The organism is Streptomyces sp. NPDC055140 (assembly GCF_053607285.1).
On sequence record NZ_JBSGTG010000002.1, the window covers coordinates 522,769 to 542,688 of the forward strand.

Annotated in this window: 17 protein-coding genes; 7 read left to right on the forward strand and 10 right to left on the reverse strand. The window is 70.6% G+C overall.

What is annotated here, in order from left to right; all coding sequences use genetic code 11:
- The first annotated feature begins 1 nt into the window (after nucleotide 1).
- From ACWFR4_RS06165 to ACWFR4_RS06175, 3 genes are all read left to right on the forward strand, one after another.
- A complete protein-coding gene (locus tag ACWFR4_RS06165; protein ID WP_453468963.1) occupies nucleotides 2-1,114 on the forward strand; it encodes a DegT/DnrJ/EryC1/StrS family aminotransferase in 1,113 nt (370 codons plus the stop codon).
- Nucleotides 1,115-1,291: 177 nt separating this feature from the next.
- Entirely contained in the window at nucleotides 1,292-2,413 is a 1,122-nt protein-coding gene (locus ACWFR4_RS06170) for an epoxide hydrolase family protein (RefSeq protein WP_453458244.1), read from the forward strand.
- A gap of 8 nt (nucleotides 2,414-2,421) precedes the next feature.
- Nucleotides 2,422-3,543 carry a winged helix DNA-binding domain-containing protein gene (locus ACWFR4_RS06175; protein WP_453458247.1) on the forward strand — a complete coding sequence of 374 codons (1,122 nt, stop codon included), beginning with the start codon at nucleotides 2,422-2,424 and terminating at the stop codon, nucleotides 3,541-3,543.
- 67 nt (nucleotides 3,544-3,610) lie between these two features.
- Here ACWFR4_RS06175 and ACWFR4_RS06180 read toward each other — a convergent pair whose 3' ends face one another.
- A complete protein-coding gene (locus ACWFR4_RS06180; RefSeq protein WP_453458250.1) occupies nucleotides 3,611-5,059 on the reverse strand; it encodes an alpha/beta fold hydrolase in 1,449 nt (482 codons plus the stop codon).
- 123 nt (nucleotides 5,060-5,182) lie between these two features.
- Here ACWFR4_RS06180 and ACWFR4_RS06185 point away from each other — a divergent pair, with 123 nt between their 5' ends.
- A complete protein-coding gene (locus ACWFR4_RS06185; RefSeq protein WP_453458252.1) occupies nucleotides 5,183-5,647 on the forward strand; it encodes a hypothetical protein in 465 nt (154 codons plus the stop codon).
- Nucleotides 5,648-5,683: 36 nt separating this feature from the next.
- On the opposite strand, the gene hydA is transcribed toward ACWFR4_RS06185, so the two are convergent.
- The 7 genes from hydA to ACWFR4_RS06220 form a co-directional block, all read right to left on the reverse strand.
- The gene (hydA, locus tag ACWFR4_RS06190; protein WP_453651089.1) at nucleotides 5,684-7,090 is read right to left on the reverse strand and encodes a dihydropyrimidinase; all 1,407 of its coding nucleotides are present in this window, start codon (nucleotides 7,088-7,090) and stop codon (nucleotides 5,684-5,686) included.
- A gap of 25 nt (nucleotides 7,091-7,115) precedes the next feature.
- Nucleotides 7,116-7,958: a nitrilase-related carbon-nitrogen hydrolase gene (locus ACWFR4_RS06195; RefSeq protein WP_100591491.1), complete on the reverse strand. Its 843-nt coding sequence runs from the start codon at nucleotides 7,956-7,958 to the stop codon at nucleotides 7,116-7,118.
- 102 nt (nucleotides 7,959-8,060) lie between these two features.
- A complete protein-coding gene (locus ACWFR4_RS06200) occupies nucleotides 8,061-9,605 on the reverse strand; it encodes a PucR family transcriptional regulator (protein WP_453651091.1) in 1,545 nt (514 codons plus the stop codon).
- A 51-nt stretch (nucleotides 9,606-9,656) separates the two neighbouring features.
- Nucleotides 9,657-10,943, reverse strand: a complete 1,287-nt coding sequence (locus ACWFR4_RS06205; protein WP_453458355.1) for an aspartate aminotransferase family protein — start codon at nucleotides 10,941-10,943, stop codon at nucleotides 9,657-9,659.
- 47 nt (nucleotides 10,944-10,990) lie between these two features.
- Complete coding sequence (locus ACWFR4_RS06210) at nucleotides 10,991-11,833, reverse strand: nitrilase-related carbon-nitrogen hydrolase (RefSeq protein ID WP_453458260.1); 843 nt, start codon at nucleotides 11,831-11,833, stop codon at nucleotides 10,991-10,993.
- A gap of 174 nt (nucleotides 11,834-12,007) precedes the next feature.
- Nucleotides 12,008-13,336, reverse strand: coding sequence for a hypothetical protein (locus ACWFR4_RS06215; protein WP_453651419.1), 1,329 nt, complete (start codon nucleotides 13,334-13,336; stop codon nucleotides 12,008-12,010).
- A gap of 118 nt (nucleotides 13,337-13,454) precedes the next feature.
- Nucleotides 13,455-13,706: a helix-turn-helix domain-containing protein gene (locus ACWFR4_RS06220; protein ID WP_355688694.1), complete on the reverse strand. Its 252-nt coding sequence runs from the start codon at nucleotides 13,704-13,706 to the stop codon at nucleotides 13,455-13,457.
- Between the two features lie 52 nt (nucleotides 13,707-13,758).
- On the opposite strand from ACWFR4_RS06220, the gene map reads away from it, so the two are divergent.
- The gene (map, locus tag ACWFR4_RS06225; protein WP_453458263.1) at nucleotides 13,759-14,526 is read left to right on the forward strand and encodes a type I methionyl aminopeptidase; all 768 of its coding nucleotides are present in this window, start codon (nucleotides 13,759-13,761) and stop codon (nucleotides 14,524-14,526) included.
- Nucleotides 14,527-14,547: 21 nt separating this feature from the next.
- Here the strand turns inward: map and ACWFR4_RS06230 are convergent, their stop codons facing one another.
- Together ACWFR4_RS06230 and ggt are read right to left on the reverse strand one after the other, a co-directional pair.
- The gene (locus ACWFR4_RS06230) at nucleotides 14,548-15,246 is read right to left on the reverse strand and encodes a glycoside hydrolase family 75 protein (protein WP_453651093.1); all 699 of its coding nucleotides are present in this window, start codon (nucleotides 15,244-15,246) and stop codon (nucleotides 14,548-14,550) included.
- A 170-nt stretch (nucleotides 15,247-15,416) separates the two neighbouring features.
- Complete coding sequence (gene ggt, locus ACWFR4_RS06235) at nucleotides 15,417-17,294, reverse strand: gamma-glutamyltransferase (protein WP_453651095.1); 1,878 nt, start codon at nucleotides 17,292-17,294, stop codon at nucleotides 15,417-15,419.
- Between the two features lie 103 nt (nucleotides 17,295-17,397).
- Between ggt and ACWFR4_RS06240 the strand changes: the two genes are divergently transcribed.
- The gene (locus ACWFR4_RS06240; RefSeq protein ID WP_453651097.1) at nucleotides 17,398-18,156 is read left to right on the forward strand and encodes a hypothetical protein; all 759 of its coding nucleotides are present in this window, start codon (nucleotides 17,398-17,400) and stop codon (nucleotides 18,154-18,156) included.
- 143 nt (nucleotides 18,157-18,299) lie between these two features.
- Nucleotides 18,300-19,874 (forward strand): alpha/beta fold hydrolase, encoded by a 1,575-nt coding sequence (locus tag ACWFR4_RS06245; RefSeq protein WP_453458273.1) that lies wholly within the window; start codon nucleotides 18,300-18,302, stop codon nucleotides 19,872-19,874.
- Nucleotides 19,875-19,920: the final 46 nt, after the last annotated feature.

Below are 19,920 nucleotides of genomic sequence, written 5' to 3' on the forward strand. Positions count from 1 at the left end.
CATGATCCCTCTCTTCAAGGTGGCGATGTCCGAGAAGGCGTCGGCGCTGGTCGGTGAGGTTCTGGACAGCGGCTACATCGGTCAGGGCGCGAAGGTCGACGCGTTCGAACGCGCCCTGGCCGAGCGGCTGGACAACCCCCGGATCCTGACCGTCAACAGCGCCACGTCCGGGCTGCACCTGGCCCTGCACCTGGTCGCGACGGAGTCGGGGCGGGACGGCGAGGTCCTGGCGACCGCGCTGACCTGCACGGCGACGAACTGGCCGATCCTGGCGAACGGGATGCGGATCCGCTGGGTGGACACCGACCCGGCGACCCTGAACCTGGACCTCGACGACCTGGCCCGGAAGATCACGCCCGCGACCCGGGCGATCGTCCTCGTGCACTGGGGCGGCTACCCCGTCGACCTCGACCGCCTGAACCGCGTTCTCGACCAGGCCGAACGCGTCCATGGGGTCCGGCCCCGGGTCATCGAGGACTGCGCCGACGCGTGGGGCGCCACGTACCAGGGCGTCCCGCTCGGCGGGCACGGCAACATCAGCGTCTACAGTTTCCAGGCGATCAAGCACCTCACGACCGGTGACGGCGGCCTGATCGTGCTGCCCGACGACGAACTGCTGCACCGCGCCAGGATGCTGCGCTGGTACGGCATCGACCGCGACGGCGGCGGGGCCCGGTTCAAGAACGACATCCCCGAGTACGGCTTCAAGTTCAATATGAACGACATCAACGCGGCCATCGGTCTTGCGAACCTCGAGACCGTCGACGGTCTCGTCGCCCGGCACCGCGAGAACGCCGCGTTCTATGACGGCGAGCTGGCCGGGGTGGGCGGTCTCGAGCTGACGGAGCGGGCCTCCGACCGGAATCCGTCGTTCTGGTACTACTCCCTCAAGGTGGACGACCGCGACGCGTTCGTCCTGCGCATGAAGGAGGCCGGAATCGCCACGAGCGAGGTCCACGAGCGCAACGACGTCTACGGCGCCACCCAGGACTGCAAAGCGGTCCTGCCCGGGCTCGACGCCGTCGCCGGGCGTCACATCGCCATACCGGTCGGCTGGTGGGTGTCGGACGACGACCGGACCCACATCGCGCGGACCATCAAGGGTGGCTGGTGACCGTCGCCGGACAGGGCGGGATCGAGGAGGCGGGGGCGCCGGCCGGCGCCCCCGCCTCCTCGTCTCACCCCGGCCCGGACGCGGGTGCCGGCACAGCGGCGGCTCGACCGCGGTTGTAGCAGCCGTCCCTAGCCTCAGGTCACCCGACTGTCTCGGGCTGACAAGGAGGCCTCAAGCATGGGCACAGAGATCACACCGTTCCGGGTGCACTTCCCCGACGACTCGGTGCAGGAGTTGCGTCGACGCCTGACCGCCGCGCGCTGGCCGGACGCCGAGACGGTCGACGGCTGGGAGCAGGGTCCGAAGCTGTCGTACATGAAGGATCTGTGCGCCTCGTGGGCGCGGGACCACGACTGGCGCGCCACCGAGAAGCGCCTCAACGCCGTCCCCCAGTTCCGCACCGAAATCGACGGCCTGGACGTGCACTTCCTGCACGCGCGGTCCCCCCACGCCGGCGCCACCCCCCTGCTGTTGACCCACGGGTGGCCCAGCTCGGTCCTGGAGTTCCTGGACCTGATTCCCAAGCTCACCGACCCCGACGACCCGTCCCAGGCCTTCCACGTGGTGTGCCCGTCGCTCCCGGGACACGGATTCAGCGGAAAGCCGTCCTCCGCGGGCTGGACGGTCGGCAGGACCAGCAGGGCCTGGGCCCAGTTGATGGCGCGGCTCGGCTACCCGCGATACGGCGCGCACGGTGGTGACTGGGGTTCGTGGGTGAGCGCCGAACTCGGCACCGCCGACCCGGACCACGTCCTGGGCATCCACCTGACCATGCCGCTGGCCAAGGCGCCCGATCACCCGGTGGAACTGGACGCGCGCGACCAGCAGGCCATGGCCCGGATGAAGAGTTTCGGCCAGAACCGCTCGGGCTACGCGGCCATCCAGTCCACGCGCCCCCAAGCGCTCGGATACGGTCTCTCGGACTCACCGACCGGTCAACTCGCCTGGATGCTGGACCGGTTCTGGGAGTGGGTCGACCACGACGGCACGCTGGAGAAGGCGCTGCCTCAGGACGCGCTGCTCGACATGGCCACCGTCTACTGGCTGACGGGCACCGGGGCCTCGTCGGCACGGCTGTTCTGGGAGAGCTTCAACAAGGAGCCGATGAATCCCACGAACGTGCCCGTCGGATGCTCCGTGTTCCCCAAGGACGCGTGGCTGCCCCGCGCATGGGCCGAACAGCGCTTCACGGATCTGCGTTACTGGAAGGATCTCGACAGCGGCGGACACTTCCCGGCCCTGGAGAGGCCCTCCGTCCTCGCCGACGAACTGCGCGCGTTCTTCGCTCTGCTGAACTGAGAGGTCCGATGGCCACCACTCCGTCCCAGCCCGCCGACGTGCTCGACCGGCGGGCTCTCAACCGTGCTTTTCTGGCACGCCAGTTGCTGCTGAACCGGCGAACGATGCCGGCACAAGCAGCGCTCGAGCACCTCGTGGGCCTGCAGGCACAGGCGCCCTTTCCGCCGTACTACGGCCTGTGGACCCGGCTGGAGAACTTCCGCCCCACGGAACTGGCCGGCCTCCTCACCGGACGGCAGGCCGTGCGCGTCCCACTGATGCGCGGCACCGTCCATCTGGTCACGTCCTCCGACTGCCGCAAACTGCGGCCGTGTGTGCAGCCGTTCCTGGAACGAAGCCTGATCACCACCTTCGCCAAGGACCTGCACGGACTGGATCCGGCCAAGGTGGCGGCAGCGGGCCGGGAGCTCCTGGAAGAGGCTCCGCACACCGTCGGCGACCTGACCGCCGCCCTGCGTACGACGTGGCCCGACCACCCCGCCAACGCGCTCAGCAACGTCGTGCGCTGCCTGCTGCCGGTGGTCCAGATCCCGCCCCGCGGAGTCTGGGGACAGGGCGGACAGCCGACGTACGCCTTGGCGGAGGACTGGATCGGCACCCCGCTGGACACGGAGCCGGACCTCGACGACCTGGTCCTGCGCTATCTGGCGGCGTTCGGCCCTGCCACCGTCAAGGACATCCAGGCGTGGTCGGGTCTCACCCGGCTGCGCGCGGTGACCGAACGCCTGCGTCCGCGGCTGGTCTCCTTGCGCGACGAGGAAGGCAGAGAGCTCCTGGACCTGCCCGACGCCCCGCGGCCGGGCACCGATGCGCCCGCACCGGTTCGCTATCTGGCGCCGTACGACAACGCGATCCTCTCCCACGCGGACCGCACCCGGATCATCAGCGATGAGCATCGCAAGGCCATCGCGACGAAGAACGCCGTGATTCCGGGGACGATCCTCGTCGACGGATTCGTCGCCGGTGCGTGGCGGGTCGACCGTGCGCGCGCGTCGACCACCATCGACGTACAGCTCTTCGCCGCGGTGAGCAAGCGTGTGCGTGCCGAGCTCGTGGAGGAGGGCGAGCGTCTGCTGCTCTTCGCCTCGGACGGCGCCGCGCCGCGTGAGCTTCGCATCGCCGACGCCTGACGCGGCAGACGAAACCCCTGGCGGGCGGTGGTCCTCGATCGCACACCGCCTGCCAGGGGTTTCGTTGTCAGCTCAGCGTCGCGTCCGCGGGGACGTCCGGCCGGGCCTCACCAGGCAACTCCACCCGCGCGGGCGGCAGTTCACCGTCGACCAGGTACGCGTCGACGAGAGCGTCCACCTGCGGGTTGCCGCCGAGCCGGTAGATCTCGTGGGCTCCGGAGTCGGTCACCAGGATCAGGGGGTGCCCCAGGCGCTCGGCCATGGCCACCGCCCCGGGGCAGTGGTCCAGGGGGTCGCCGTCGGCCTGCACGACAAGCCCCGTCGGGTAGTCACCGCGGGTGATGGCGGGGCGCGGCTCGACGGGTGTGCACGTACCGAAGGCGGCCACCCAGGGCTGGGCGCGCATCACGCCGAAGCCGTACGGGAAACGGTCCCTGAAGTCGCGCATGTCGCGGTAGTAGATCTCCAGGTCGGCCGGCCACTCGGTCTCGCACGTCACGGCTTCCAGTACGGCGTCGCGCAGTCCGCCCGCCGGGGTACCCGGCCGCCAGCGGGACTGGCCCGCGAGCAGTTCGCGGGCCCGCTCCGCGTCGGCGGCGCCGGTCGCCTTGCCCAACTCCCCTATCAGTACGCCGAGTTCCTGCCAGCGGCCGCGAGCCGCGCTCAGTGTGCCGACGACGCCGTCGAACGCGGTACGCAACGACGTGCCCTCACCGATGGAGGCCAGGGCCGCCGCGGCCTCCTCCACGCTTGCCAGCACCCGCGCGGCGTCGTCGCCAAGACCGAAGAACCGGTCACGCTGTCCGGCCCACTCCGCCCACAGGTCCACGTTCTCGCGCACCGCGAGTGCCTGCGAGGCGAACTGCTGCCGCCAGTCCCAGTCCGGATGGACCGAGGAGTCGAGGACGCTGCGGTCCAGGTGCGCTCCGAACATCGCCCCGTAGACCGCGCCGAGCAGCGTGCCGTAGGCCCAGCCCACGAAGCTGATCTCCGCTTCGCCGAGCAGGGCGCGGATCACGTTCATGTCGCGGGCGCTGTTGGCCGTGGTGGTGTGGCGGCGCAGGTTGCCCCCGGCGCGCACGCACCCCTGGTCGCGTTCCCACATGTCCGCGGCGATGGCGGCGAACACGGAGTCGGGGGGACGCGAGTCGAACGGCACGGTCGTCGGGCTCGCCTCGCCCTCGACCCGGGTCGAAGCGCCTGTCCCACGAGGGTCGAACCCGATCAGGTCGTAGACCTCGTGGGGCGCAGTGCCCGCCAGACGCGTCGGCAGCAGCCTGCCGAGACCGCCGTCGCCGCCCGGGCCGCCGTTGAGGGACAGCAGCACACCACGCCTCCTGTGCGGATCCAGCGCCCGGATCCGGCTGAGCGCCAGCTCGATGCGCTCACCGGAAGGGTGCGCGTAGTCGAGCGGCACTTCGATGAAGGCGAGTTCGAGGCTGTCGTCGAATTCGCTCGGCTTCCACGTCAGTTGCTGCGTCAGAAAGTGGCGCAACCCGGCTTCGTCCCATGTCATGAGGGCACGGTCCGACTCCGCGCTTGAGGCACTCCGGAGCCGGCATGGAGCTCTGCCGCGAGCCGCGGCCCACTACGACGATCCTCCAGCAGCGCTAGAGGCCAATCAGCCATTCTCATCGCCATGAAAACACGACTCTTCCTCACCCTCACGGCGGCCGCACTGAGTGTGGTGGCGACGACCGGCTCCGCGGGGGCCGCCCAGCTGTGCAGCGTCACTCCCGTCGGAACCTGGTCGGGCACGGTCACCCGCCCCGGAGCGAGCGACCGGATCCAGCTCTCCTTCGGCAAGTCCGGTCGTGCGTGCCTGATAACCACCTCCGGGTCCGGCACCGCGACCAGCACCGGAACCTGGAGCCAGAGCGGATCCCAGCAGTTCAACTACAAGATCAAGGAATCGCTGACCGACGAGAACGGGACGGCCACCGGCTGGATCCAGATCAACCAGGACGCCGTCCAGCAAGGGACGGACTTCAGCAGCTCCGGTACCTCACGGATCTACGACCTCGACGGCAACCTGCAAGGGTCGGTGACCTCCCACGTCACCGCCACCAGGACCTCCTCCACCGCGCTTCCGTGCGCCACCTGAGCGAGAACCTTGCCGTTCGCCGCCGGTACGGGCCCTCTAGCCGACGTACTGCGTGATGCCGCGAGGGACGTACACGCCGTGACCGGCGCGGCCCGTGAACTCCCTCTCGGAGATGACGAGTTCGCCGCGGGAGAGCACGGTCTCGACGCGTCCGGTGATCCGCTTTCCCTCGTACGCCGAGTAGTCGACGTTCATGTGGTGGGTCTCGGCGGAGACGACCTGCTCGGCGTGCGGGTCGTAGATGACGACGTCGGCGTCGGCGCCGGGCGCGATGGTGCCCTTCTTCGGGTAGAGGCCGAACATGCGGGCCGGGGTCGCGCAGGCGATCTCGATCCAGCGGCGGCGCGAGATGTGTCCGTCGACGACGGCCTGGTGCAGGAGGTCCATGCGGTTCTCGACGCCGGGCATGCCGTTGGGGATCTTCGAGAAGTCGCCGCGGCCCAGCTCCTTCTGCCCGGTGAAGCAGAACGGGCAGTGGTCGGTGGAGACGACCTGGAGGTCGTTCGTGCGCAGGCCCCGCCACAGGGCCGCCTGGTGGTCCTTGGGCCTCAGGGGCGTGCTGCACACGTACTTGGCGCCCTCGAAGTCCGGCTCGGCGAGGTTGTCCGTGGAGAGGAAGAGGTACTGCGGGCAGGTCTCTCCGAAGACGTTCAGGCCCTCGTCGCGGGCGCGGGCGATCTCGGCGAGGGCTTCCTGCGCCGAGACGTGCACCACGTAGAGAGGCGCGCCCGCGACCTGGGCGAGCTTGATGGCACGGTGCGTCGCCTCGGCTTCGAGGAGCGCCTTCCTGACCTCGCCGTGGAAGCGCGGGTCGGTCTCGCCGCGCTCCAGGGCCTGCTGCACGAGGACGTCGATCGCGATGCCGTTCTCGGCGTGCATCATGATGAGGCCGCCGTTCTCGCCGGCCCGCTGCATGGCGCGCAGGATCTGCCCGTCGTCGGAGTAGAAGACGCCGGGGTACGCCATGAACTGCTTGAACGACGTGACCCCCTCGGCGACGAGCAGGTCCATCTCCTTGAGCGTCTCGTCGTGCACATCGGAGACGATCATGTGGAAGCCGTAGTCGATCGCGCAGTTCCCGTCGGCCTTGGCGTGCCAGGCGTCCAGGCCCTCGCGCAGGGTGTGCCCGACGGACTGGATGGCGAAGTCGACGATGGTGGTCGTGCCGCCCCAGGCCGCCGCCCGGGTGCCCGTCTCGAAGGTGTCGGCGGCGAAGGTGCCGCCGAACGGCATCTCCATGTGGGTGTGCGCGTCGACACCGCCCGGGATGACGTACTTCTGGCGGGCGTCGATCGTCCGGTCCGCGGTCCAGGATCCCGCGGCGTCGGTGCCCGCTGCGGCGAGGGCGGCGATGCGCCCGTCCTCGATGAGTACGTCGGCGTGGATCTCGTCGGCGGCGGTGACGACGAGTCCGCCGCGGATGACGGTACGGCTGCTGCTCATGCTCCCTCTTCCGTGTCTACGCTGCCTACGGGTTGGTCAGCGGCGTGTACGCGCCCGGCGCGCGGTCGCGGTAGAACTGCCAGCGGTCGCGGACCTCGCGCAGCTTGGCCATGTCGAGGTCCCGTACGACGAGTTCGGGCTCCTTGTCCCCGGCGACCTCCCCGACGAACTGGCCCTCCGGGTCGACGAAGTAGCTCGTCCCGTAGAAGTCGTTGTCGCCGTACTCCTCCTGGCCGACGCGGTTGATCGCGCCGACGAAGTACTCGTTCGCGACGGCGGACGCCGGCTGTTCCAGCTGCCACAGGTAGCCGGACAGGCCGCGCGAGGTCGCCGACGGGTTGAAGACGATCTGCGCGCCTTCGAGCCCGAGCGCGCGCCAGCCCTCGGGGAAGTGCCGGTCGTAGCAGATGTAGACGCCGATCTTCCCGACGGCCGTGTCGAAGACGGGCCAGCCGGAGTTGCCCGGCCGGAAGTAGAACTTCTCCCAGAATCCCTTCACTTGAGGGATGTGGGTCTTGCGGTACTTGCCGAGGTAGGTGCCGTCGGCGTCGATCACGGCGGCCGTGTTGTAGAGGACGCCGGGCTGCTCCTCCTCGTACATGGGCAGCACGAGGACGATGCCGTGCTCGGCGGCGAGCGCCTGGAAGCGGCGGACGGTGGGGCCGTCGGGGATCGCCTCGGCGTACTCGTAGAACTTCGCGTCCTGCACCTGGCAGAAGTACGGGCCGTAGAACAGCTCCTGGAAGCAGAGGACCTTCGCCCCCTGCGCGGCGGCGTCGCGGACGGCCTGCTCATGGACCTGGATCATGGACTCTTTGTCGCCCGTCCAGGCGGTCTGGAAGATCGCGGCGCGGATCACGGTGCTCATCGGGGACCTCCGGTCGCTCGGTGTGCCGTGAGCCTAGGAAGTCCGCGCCGCGTACCGGAGTTGCACCGTGTCACGTCTGGAGCCGTACGGCGTTCCACGCTGTCACCCTCTCTGCGCGTCATGGGCGAGGAGGGCGATGTGGACGGACGCGGCCTGCTCGAAGTCGTCGAGGTCGAGGCCGAGGAGCGACTCGATGGCCTCCAGTCTGCGGTAGAGGGCGGGGCGGCTCATGTGGTGGAGCTGCGCCGTGCGCGACTTGTTGCGCCCGGTCGCGAGATAGGTCCGCAGCACGGGCAGCAGGCCCGGGTCGTCGGCGTACAGGAGCCCGTCCAGCTCGCGTTCGGCGAAGGCCTGGACGTGCGGGTCGTCGCGCAGGAGCCGTACGAGGCCCCGCAGGCGTACATCGCGCAGGCGCACGACGGGCGGGACGTCCGGGGTGCCGGCCGCGGCCTGCGCGATGTGCAGCGCCTCGCGCAGCCCGGCGGGCACGTCGTCCCAGCCGGTGCACGGCTCGGCGGCCGCCACGACGGCCCGCTCCCCCGCCCCGGTGCGCAGGCGGGCCGCGAAGTGCTCGGTGAGCGGTCCCGCGGCCTGGTCGCGGGCGAGGCTGAGCAGGACGGCGGTGGCCCCGTCCGCGAGTTCGGCAGCGAGCCCCGACAGCCCCAACAGGCGTAGTACGCGGTCGAGTTCGGCCGGGTCGCTGTCGCGGACGACGAGTGGGGCGAAGGTGCGGCGGTTGACGGGGAGCCCGGCGGCCCTGGCCCGGGGCAGGAGCTGGCGGGCCGGTACGACGCCGGAGACGAGGTCGGTGAGGATGCTCTGCGCCGACTGCTCCTCCCAGGTCTGGGCGGCGCCGCCGAGCATGCGGTGCAGGACGAGGGCCTCGGCGGCGCGTTCGGCGAGGAGCCGTCCGGTGGGGCCGTCGCCCCGGTAGCCGCACAGCACGACGCTTCCCCAGCGTTCGCCGCGCCCGTCGAGGTCGGCGCGGTACCAGTCGGCGCCGTCGGCGCAGCCCGCCCGGCGCGCGATGCGTTCCCAGTCGCGCAGCACGTCGTCCACGGCGGACCGCTCACCGGCGGTGGCGAGGACACGGTGGGCGAGGTTGGCGACGACGACGGGGCAGGCGCTGTGCGCGGCGACCTCGTCGAGGAGCTGCTGGAGCGGGGCGCCCGCCGTGATGAGTCCGGTCAGAGCGGTGCGGATTCCCTCGGAGAGACTGACGGCGGCGAACTTCCGCCTCACCAGCCTCGATTGGACCTCCTCCGTGAGTTCGGCGAAGGGGAACGGGCGGTGCAGGACGACCATCGGCAGGCCGTACCGCTCGGCCGCGCGCCGCATGTCCTCGGGCGGTGACGGGAAGGCACGGCCGAGCCCGAGGACGACGGCGGCCGCCTCCGCGCGGTGCAGGGACTTGATGTACTCGGTCCTGGCGTGGGCGTTCCCGGCCAGGAGGACGCCGGTGGTGAGGACCATCTCTCCGCCGCTGAGCATCACACCGACGTCGGCGGCCTCGGCGACGTGCACCCAGCGCACGGGCCGGTCGAGGTGACCGGCCCCCGCGACCACCTCGGGCTCCCCCGCCGCGATCCGCTCCAGGGCGAGTATCTGCCGTACGGACAGGGCCTGTTCGGCGGCGGTGACGGTCATCGGGGGCCCCTTCTTTAGCACTGCCTTCGGCTGGCAGACCCGCTGCCTCGGCTAACAGGCGCTGTGCAGGGCCCGCTCCAGGACGGCCGCGCCCTCCTCCGCCTCGGCGACGGTGAGCGTCAGGGGTGGCGCGATGCGCAGCACGCTGGTGTTGTGTCCGCCGCCCTTGCCGACGAGGAGTCCGCCCTCGCGGGCCGCCTCGATCACGCGCGCCGCCGCGTCCGGGTCGGCCTCGTCCGTGCCGGGCTTCACCAGCTCGACGCCGATCATCAGGCCCCGGCCGCGCACTTCTCGTACGCACTCCGCGGTGGCGCCGACGGCCCGCAGCCTCTCGATGAGGAGGCCGCCGACACGGCGGGCGTTGCCCTGGAGGTCGTGTTCGAGGAGGTAGATGAGGTTGGCGAGGCCGGCGGCCATCGTCACCGGCGAGCCGCCGAACGTCGAAATGGAGTTGGAGTCGAGGCAGTTCATGACCTCGGCACGCGCGACGACACCGCCGATGGACATGCCGTTCCCGATGCCCTTGGCGAAGGTCAGGATGTCGGGGGGACCGTTCTGCGCGTGCGCCTGCCAGCCCCAGAAGTGGTCGCCGGTGCGGCCCCAGCCGGTCTGCACCTCGTCGGCGATCCACAGGATGTCGTGCTCCCGCAGCACCTCGCGGAACGCCGCGTACAGGCCGTCGGGCGGCGAGGTGAACCCGCCGACGCCCTGGATGGGTTCGGCGATCAGCGCGGCGACTCCTCGGGTCTGGCCGAGGATGTCCCGCAGATCGTCGACGCACGCCTCGATGAACTGGGCGTCGGTCAGATGGGAGTACGGGCCCCGGCTGCGCACCCCGCCATGGACGTACAGCGTCTGGAGCGGGGAGAGGCTGGTCGGGGACCAGCTTCGGTTGCCGGTGATGCCGACGGCGGAGAAGGACCGGCCGTGGTAGCTGTTGCGCATCGCGAGGATCTGGTTCGAGCGGCGGTACGCGGTGGCGAGCAGCAGCGCCGTGTCGTTGGCCTCGGTGCCGGAGGTGGTGAAGAAGACGCGGGCGTCCGGGATGCCGGACAACGAGGCGACGCGCTCGGCGAGTTCGACCATCTGCCGGTTGAGGTAGAGGGTCGAGGTGTGGATGATGCGTCCGGCCTGTTCGCTGACCGCCTTGGTCACCTCCGGCAGGGCGTGCGCGGTCATCGTCGTCAGGATGCCGCCGAAGAAGTCGAGGTACTTGTTCCCGGCGGCGTCCCAGACGTGGCGGCCCTCGCCGTGGGTGATCTCGATGGGGCGGTCGTAGTACAGGGCGAGCCAGTCCGGCAGGACGGCGCGGTGACGGGCGTGGAGGTCAGGGGTCATCAAGGTCGCACGGGTCCCTTCGTCGGCTCCTTCACGAGTGACAGTGGTCATGGCTGCACCAGCCCTTCATAGGCGTCGGGCCGGCGGTCCCGGTAGAACGCCCACTGCTGGCGTACCTCGTCGATGAGGCCGAAGTCGAGGTCCCTTACGAGGAGTTCCTCGCCCTTGTCGCTCGCGGCGTCGCCCACGGTCTGCCCACGGGGGTCGACGAAGTAGCTCGTGCCGTAGAAGTCGTTGTCGCCGTACTCCTCCACACCGACGCGGTTGATCGCGGCGATGAAGTACTCGTTCGCGACGGCCGCGGCCGGCTGCTCCAGCTGCCACAGGTAAGCCGAAAGGCCGCGGCTCGTGGCGGACGGGTTGTACACGAGCTGGGCGCCGTTGAGGCCGAGCTGGCGCCAGCCCTCCGGGAAGTGCCGGTCGTAGCAGATGTAGACGCCGACACGGCCGACAGCGGTCTCGAAGACCGGCCAGCCCAGGTTTCCCGGCTTGAAGTAGTACTTCTCCCAGAAGCCCTTCACCTGCGGGATGTGGTGCTTGCGGTACTTGCCGAGGTACGTGCCGTCGGCGTCGATCACGGCCGCGGTGTTGAAGTAGAACCCGGACTGCTCGACCTCGAAGACCGGCACGACGACGACCATCCCGGTCTCGCGGGCCAGCGCCTGCATGCGGGTCACGGTCGGCCCGTCCGGCACGGGCTCGGCCCAGCGGTAGTGCTCGGCCTCCTGCACCTGACAGAAGTAGGGGGCGTTGAAGACCTCCTGGAAGCCGATGATCCGGGCGCCCTGCCGGGCGGCCTCACGCGCATGTTCCTCATGCTTGGTGATCATGGATTCGGTGTCGCCCGTCCAGGTCGCCTGGACCAGCGCGGCGCGTACGACGTGGGCCATGTGCCGCTCCTTTGCCTGTTGCCCCCGCCGGGGGACGTCAGAGAGCCTCTACGCCCGTAGACACAGGCCGTAGAGGGACGAACGTAAGCCTCACCGGCGGCCTTGCCAAGACCATCGCCGTTAACCGGCGGAATCGATCACGTTTCGCACCCGTGCGGGTGAGGAGTGAGCGGACTACGTGTGGAACCCGGCGACCCTGAGTGCGTGCACCACGTCCCAGTACCGCTCGTCGGACACACCGCGCGCCGCCTCGACGAGCAGCGGGACGAGGCGGCCCGGGTCGTCGCGCACGCTGCGGGCGGCCTCTTCGGGGGTGCGTACGCGGACGTAGGCGTCGAGGAGCGCGCGGGTCTCGCGGTGGCGGCCCTCGCCGGTGAGCCGGAGCACGGACGCGCCGATCTCGGTGGCGGGGCGGGCCACCCCCTGGCGCAGGATCTGCTGGGCGTCGGCGGTGCGTCCCGCGGCGGCGAGCGCGTCGGCGGCGGCCACGAGGAGGTCGGCCGGGAGCGAGGCGGTCTCCCAGAGCAGGGTCGCCCAGTCGGCGCCGAGGCCCGCGCGGTTCAACTCGGCGGCGAGCACCGGGAATCGGGCGGCGGGCCAGTGGGCGGCCTCGACGAGCACGCCGTGCGCCTCCCCGCCGCGGCCCTCGGCGCGCAGCCGCAGGAGGGTTTCGGCGCAGGCGGCGACGGCGGCGCGCGCCTCGCTGTCGAGGTGCTGCGGGGCGGGCGGCGACGGCGCCTCCCCTTCGGCGGCTCCGGCGAACCGGGCACCGCGGGGGCTCGCGGCGGAGTCCCGTAACGGGCCCTCAACGGTGAGGGTCGTGGGCAGGAGCGTGTCGTCCGGGGGCGCGCCCTCGTCGAGCATTCCCGCGAAACGGGCGCTGCCGCGGGGGCGACGCTTGCGTTCCTTGGGCGGTTTGGAGCGTTCCGGGGATTCGGGCGGCGCCGGCTGCGGGCTCTGCTGCGGTACGGGCAGGGGTGACGGTGGTGGCCGGCGGTCCAGGCCCGCGATCCTCCGGTGGAGCTCCGCGCAGCGGGCCGTCGCGCGTTCGTGGTCGTCGCGCGCCCAGGCCAGGTCGAGGCGCATCGCCTCCGCCTGCTCGCGCGTGGCGGCCGTGTGCAGGAGCTGGGCCAGCTCCACCTGGCGCTCGGCGGCGTATCGCTGCTCGCGGAGCATCACGTCGAGCCGGTCGCCGAGCAGGTCACGGCCGCCGGGCCGCGCGTCGAAGGCGGTGAGCGAGGCGCGGTGCAGAGCTCGGGCTCGTACGGCTTCGGCCTCGACCTCGGCCTCGTAGGCCCCCCCGCCGACGCCCAGATCCTGGAGCAGGGCTTCCACGACATCCCAGGGAGGCACCTCGGCGCCGGTGAGGCAGATCCTCATTCCGTCGGGGTCGCGCTGCCAGAAGATGCCGCACCAGCCGGCATCCTGGTCGAGCCGGGCCAGGAGGTTCCGCAGGTACACCGCGAACTCCCGCACCTGGTCAGGGAGTTGTTCCACTTCCATCACACGCCGCCCGATCCCTCCGCAGAGTGGAGTCTTCCGGTTCGGAAGAAAACACCCTCCGTGTTTCGAGGGCGCTACGGGCGCTTTTCCGGAGTGGCACCGTCCTCACTCGCCGCAGCTAGACGGTCACCGGTGAGCAGCTCGCCACGATCTCGTCCATGGAGAGGCCGAGGGTCTGGGCGAGGGCCGCGACCGTGAAGAAGGCGGGGGTGGGCGCACGGCCGGTCTCGATCTTGCGGAGCGTCTCGGCGGACAGACCCGCGCTCGCGGCGACCTCGACCATGCTCCGCCCGCGCCGGGCCTCGCGCAGCAACAGGCCGAGCCGCTCGCCGCGCTCGCGCTCTTCGGGGGTCAGGGGGGTTCGGACCATGCGTCCAGTCTACTGGCAGAACCCCCATTCAAATACCGGTATTGTAATTGGCATGGTGGAACTCAAGACAGACACATCGATCGACGAGATGCGGGAAGCGGGCCGGGTCGTGGCCCAGGCGCTCGCGGCGGTTCGCGAGAAGGCGGCCGTAGGGGTCTCGCTCCTGGAGCTGGACTCGGTGGCACACGGCATCCTGCGCGCGGCCGACGCGAGCTCCCCCTTCCTGGGCTACCGCCCCTCGTTCGCGCCCACGCCCTTCCCGGCGGTCCTGTGCGCGTCGGTGAACGACGCGATCGTGCACGGCATCCCCGACGGGTACCGGCTGCGTGACGGCGACCTTCTCTCGGCCGACTTCGGCGCGCAGTTGGGCGGCTGGGCCGGGGACTCGGCGATCAGCTTCACGGTCGGCACGGCGCGCCCCGAGGACGTACACCTCATCGAGACGGCGGAGCGCGCTCTCGCGGCGGGCATCGCGGCGGCGGTCGTCGGCAACAGGATCGGGGACATCGCCCACGCCATCGGCAAGGTGTGCCGGGCGGAGGGATACGGCATCCCGGACGGCTTCGGCGGGCACGGCATCGGCCGCAAGATGCACGAGGACCCGCCCGTCCCGAACGAGGGACGGGCGGGCCGGGGCATGCGCCTCAAGCACGGCATGGTGATCGCGATCGAGCCGATGGTGATCGCCGGAGGCATGGACGACTACTACGCGGCCCCGGACGGCTGGACCTTGCGCACGAGCGACGGCACCCGCGCCGCCCACGCCGAACACACGGTGGCCATCACGGACGCCGGGCCACGGATCCTGACGGCGCTGTGAGCGGGACGCACCCGCGCCGGCTCAGTTGTCCTGGAGGAACTTCTTCGCCAGGGAGTCGCCGAGGGTCACCGCCGCGCCGTGGCTCTCGATCGGGGACGTCTGGTTGTTCTTGAACACGATGTACGTGACGCCGGAGTCCGTGCCGCCGGTCTCCGGGTCCGGGTCGATACCGAGGGCCTTCGCGGTGGCGTAGGACGCCTCACCGATGATCTTGTCCGGGCCGGTGTCGCCGACCACCGCGTACTCGACCTTGTTGTTGTAGATGACGGCCACGACGCCGCCGCCCTTGATGCCGGCTCCGGCGTAGTTCCAGATGCCGCTGGAGCTGGGCACGACGACGTAGGGGAGGTTCTCGGCGCTCAGCGGCTTGCCGTCGGACTGGTGGAAGGCCGTGTCGTCCTGGAACCAGGGGTCGGTGTCGGCGTTGCACTGCGTGGTGATCCGGCCGTCGCAGTCGATGTCCATGTCGGACTTCCAGAACACCGCGCCGTTCTTGCCGCAGACCGGCACGGTCGCCGAGGTCTCCTCGTCGGTGCGGTACTTGCCGTTAGATATCTGCGAGCAGGACGTGACCTTGGCGAGCAGGTCGGCCGCGCCGACCGTGCCCTCCTGGGCGCGCTGGGGGCCGCTCTCGCGGGCGGTGGCGTTCGTGGGGAGCAGAGCCGTCGCGAGCAGCGCGGCTCCGGCGGAGGCAGTGAGGGCGAGCGTTCGGGTACGCACGTGGGGGACCCTTCTGTTAGGAAAGTTTCCTTACCTTCGGGGAGCAAATCTTGCGCCACCGCAGGTACCTGTCAACCCCTTGAATACGCCAAGAGGCCCGCGGCTCCCGCCAGTTGACATCGATCGCACATCAACCGGCGGGACCCACGGGCCCCTCACCGCACGTTCGGTCAGCCGCCGGAGGCCGGCCTCACCACCATCGCCGCGCCGCCGCCGCGCCGCACCTTCTCGGCCGCCGCGAGCCACTCGCCGTTCTTCAGGCGCTGCACGCCCGTGGCCGCGCCGATCTCCGGGTTCTGCTTGAAGACGTGGCCGAGCGCCTCCAGGCGCGCCCTCGCCGGCGAGTCCCACAGGCCCGGTTCGAGCTCCGTCGCCGCCGCGTTGCGCTGGCTGGCGCGGGGCGCGGCGATCGCGTCCACCAGGGGCAGCCCGCGGTCGACGAAGCCGGTCAGGGTCTGCAGGACGGTCGTGATGATCGTCGCGCCACCGGGCGAGCCGAGGGCCACGACCGGCCGGCTGTGCCGGTCGAGCACGATCGTCGGGGAGATCGACGAGCGCGGGCGCTTGCCCGGCCCCGGCAGATTCGGGTCATGGACCGCCGGGTTGGCCGGCGCGAACGAGAAGTCCGTGAGCTCGTTGTTGAGCAGGAAGCCGCGCCCCGGGACCGTGATGCCGCTGCCGCCCGTCGACTCGATCGTCAGCGTGTACGCGACGACGTTGCCCCACTTGTCGGCGACCGTCAGATGGGTCGTGTTCTCGCCCTCGAACGTCGTCGGGGCGGCCTTGTCGCCCGGCTCACCGCACGTGCCGGGGTGCCGCGGGTCGCCCGGCGCCAGCGGGCTCGTCAGGACCGCGTCGTCCTTGATGAGGCACTCCCGCGAGTCGGCGAACCGCTGCGAGAGCAGCTCCTTCGCCGGCACGTCCTCGAAGCCCGGGTCGCCGACCCAGCGCCCGCGGTCCGCGAACGCGATCCGGCTCGCCTCGATGTAGCGGTGCAGATACTGCTCCTGCGTGGCCTTCGAGAGGTCCGTCCGCTCAAGGATGTTGAGCGCCTCGCCGACCGTCGTACCGCCCGAGGACGACGGTGCCATCGAGTAGACACCGAGCCCGCGGTACGAGGTCCGCGTCGGGGCCTGAAGCTTCGCCCCGTACGCCTTGAGGTCCTTGACGGACAGCTTGCCGGGCCGCGCGACCCGGCCCGACGCCGGGTCCACGGGCGGCTTGTTCACGGTGCGTATGACGTCCGCGCCGATGTCGCCCCGGTAGATGGCGCCGACGCCTTCGTGCGCCAACTCCTCGTAGGTGCGCGCGAGATCGGGGTTCTTGAACGTGGAGCCGACGACGGGGAGCGCGCCGCCCGGCAGGAACAGCTTGGCCGTGGCGGGGAAGTCCTTGAACCGCGCCTGGTTCGCCTCGGTCTGGGAGCGGAACGTGCCGTCGACCGTGAACCCGTCCCGCGCCAGCTTCTGCGCCGGACGCAGCACCGAGCCGAGGCGCTCGCTCCCCCAGGTGTCCAGCGCGGTCTGCCAGGTGGCGGGCGTGCCCGGCGTCCCGACGCTCAGGCCGCTCGTCACCGCGTCGTTGAAGTCGAGCGGCTTGCCGTTCTCCAGGAACAGCCCCGAGTCCGCGGTGAGCGGGGCCCTCTCGCGGCCGTCGATCGTGTGCACCTTGCGGGTCTTCGCGTCGTAGTACACGAAGTAGCCACCCCCGCCGACGCCCGCGGAGTACGGCTCGGTGACGCCGAGCGCCGCGGCCGTGGCGACGGCGGCGTCGACCGCGTTGCCGCCCTTGCGCAGGACCTCGATGCCGGCGGCGGACGCGTCCGCGTCGACGCTGGAGACCGCACCGCCGTAGCCGACGGCGAGCGGCACCTTCTGCGCGGGCGCGTCGTGGGCCTCGGACGCGGGGGAAGCCGGGGGCGCGGCAGCGCCCACCGTCACCAACGTGGCCGCGACGGCCAGTCCCGAGAGACTTCGCAGACTTCGCAGACTTCGCAGACCTCGCTGATTCCGCAGATTCTGCAGATTCCACGCAACAGGACGTCTCATCCGTACCTCCAGTCAACAGCCGTCCGCGCAGCGTAACTTCACTTCCGCCAGCCGTCAGGACCCCCTCGAACAAGGATCCGTCCGCCCGCTAGCATGCGCCCCCATGACTGAAGACGTGCGCAACATCCTCCTCGGCGTGATCGCAGCCGGGATCAGCGCCGCCCTTGGCTGGCTCGCCCGCACCTATCTGTGGAAGCGCAAACTCCGCCGCAGGCAGGCCTTCTTCGGGCTGCCCGACAACTCCGAGTCGCTCCTCGTGGTCAATCGCGACGCGGGCGGCCCCGAGCTGACGGTGAAGCGTCACGACGTCTTCGCCCTGCTCGAACTCTCGGCGATCATCAAGGACTGCGGGGCCCACGCGCAGGTCGTCGCGCACGACACGGCCCAGCAGGGCTTCGGGGAGCGCACCGAGTTCTGTGTGGGCGGACCGGCGTCGAACCGCCGGATGGCCGCCCATATGCACAGCCTTCTGCCGGGCATCCGCGTCAACACGGATCCGGAGCCCGGCCCCGACCGCGGCGCGTTCCAGATAGGAAGCGAGCGCTACCGCCTGGAACCGGGGATCACGGAGTACGTGCTGCTCGCCCGGCTGACGGCGGGCCAGGGGCAGGGCTCGCGCCCGGTCTTCCTCTTCTGCGGCCAGCTGCCGGTCACCAACCAGGCGGCCACCCGCTATCTCGCCCGCCACCACGAGCGCCTGGCCCGCAAGCACGGCGGCAACGCGTTCGCGCTCCTCCTGAAGGTCGTCAACTCCCAGGCGTACGGCCCCGATGTGGTCGAACTGGTCGGGGACGTCACCCGCGCCGCCCAGGCGCCGGCCCCGGCGGCGACGCCCCGCGCCTCCTCGCACCGGGCGAAGTGACCCGCCCCTGACCTGCAGTCCGGCGGACGCCGTTGAACAACAAAACATCGTTACCCGTACGTAACTTACCGACGGGTTACCTACGGTAATGCCCCACGGTTACCGTCGGGTCACTTTGCACTGACACGAGTGAGGAGTGACCCGTGGGACACCCGCGACACCCGCGCAGAGCGCTGCGTACGACCACTGTTGGTGCCGTGTCCGCGACCCTGATCGCCGGGGCGGCACTCGGCCTGGCCCCCGCCGCACAGGCGGCGCCGGGGCCGGGAGTGCGCTTCGTCGACATCAGCGGCGCCGGCGGAACGGTCCTCAAGGCCAATGTCGTAGCCCCCTCCGACACCTCGCGCAGATACCCGGTCGTCGTGCTCCCCACGAGCTGGGCCGTGCCGCAGATCGAGTACCTCGCCCAGGCCAAGCAGCTCGCCGACTCCGGCTATGTCGTGGTGAGTTACAACTCGCGCGGCTTCTGGCAGTCCGGCGGCGAGATCGAGGTCGGCGGCCCCGAGGACATCGAGGACGCCTCGAAGGTCATCGACTGGGCCCTCGCGAACACCCAGGCCGACCCGGACAAGGTCGGCATGGCGGGCGTCTCCTACGGCGCGGGCATCAGCCTGCTCGCCGCGGGGCACGACAAGCGCATCAAGGCAGTGGCGGCGCTCAGCGGCTGGGGCGACCTGATCGACTCGATCTACTCGGGCCGCACCCAGCACTTCCAGGCCGCCGCCCTGCTCTCCGGCGCCGGCTATCTCACGGGCCGCCCGAGCCCCGAACTCCAGCAGGTCATGAAGGACTTCCTCGGCTCGAACCTGGCCAAGGAGGACGACATGATCGCGTGGGGCAAGAAGCGCTCCCCCGAGACGTACATCGACAGCATCAACAAGAACGGCGCCGCCATCCTGCTCGGCAACGCCTGGGGCGACACCATCTTCCCGCCCAACCAGTACGCGGACTTCTACGAGAAGCTCACCACGCCCAAGCGCCTGGAGTTCCGCCCCGGCGACCACGCCACGGCCGAGGCGACCGGACTGCTCGGGCTGCCCAACGACACGTGGGAGGACACGCACCGCTGGTTCGACCACTACCTCAAGGGCGACGACAACGGCGTCGACCGCGAGCTCCCCGTCCGCATCAAGTCCCGCTCCACCGGCGCGTACGAGAGCTACCCCGACTGGAAGTCGGTCGGCGCGACGAAGAAGAAGATCGCCCTCGCGGGCACGACCACGATCCACACGAACGTCGACTCGGGCGCCAACGGCGGGCTCCTGGAACTCTCGAACATCCTCGACCAGTTCCTGCGGCTGCCCCCGACGGCCTCGGTGCCGCTGCTGCCGCGCCGCTGGGCGGGCGTGTGGCAGTCGGAGAAGTACACGTCCGAACAGCATGTGCGCGGGACGGCGAAGCTGCACACGACACTCACCCCGACCAAGGAGAGCGGAACCCTCGTCGCGTACCTCTACGACGTGGGCCCGCTCGGCCTCGGCAAGCTGGTCAGCAACGCGCCGTACACCTTCCACGGCAAGACACCCGGTGCTCCGTTCGGCGTGGACCTGGAGTTGTTCTCCACGGCCTACGACGTCCCGGCAGGGCACCGGCTCGCCCTGGTCGTCGACACGGTCGACCCGCTCTATATCGAGCACAACCCGACCGGCGCACAGCTGACCTTCTCCTCGCCGAAGGACGACCCGTCATACGTGTCGATCCCCCTGCGCGAGCAGTGATCTCCGGCTGCTGCCGGGCGGGCATGGCCCTGTGGTCTCTGCAAGG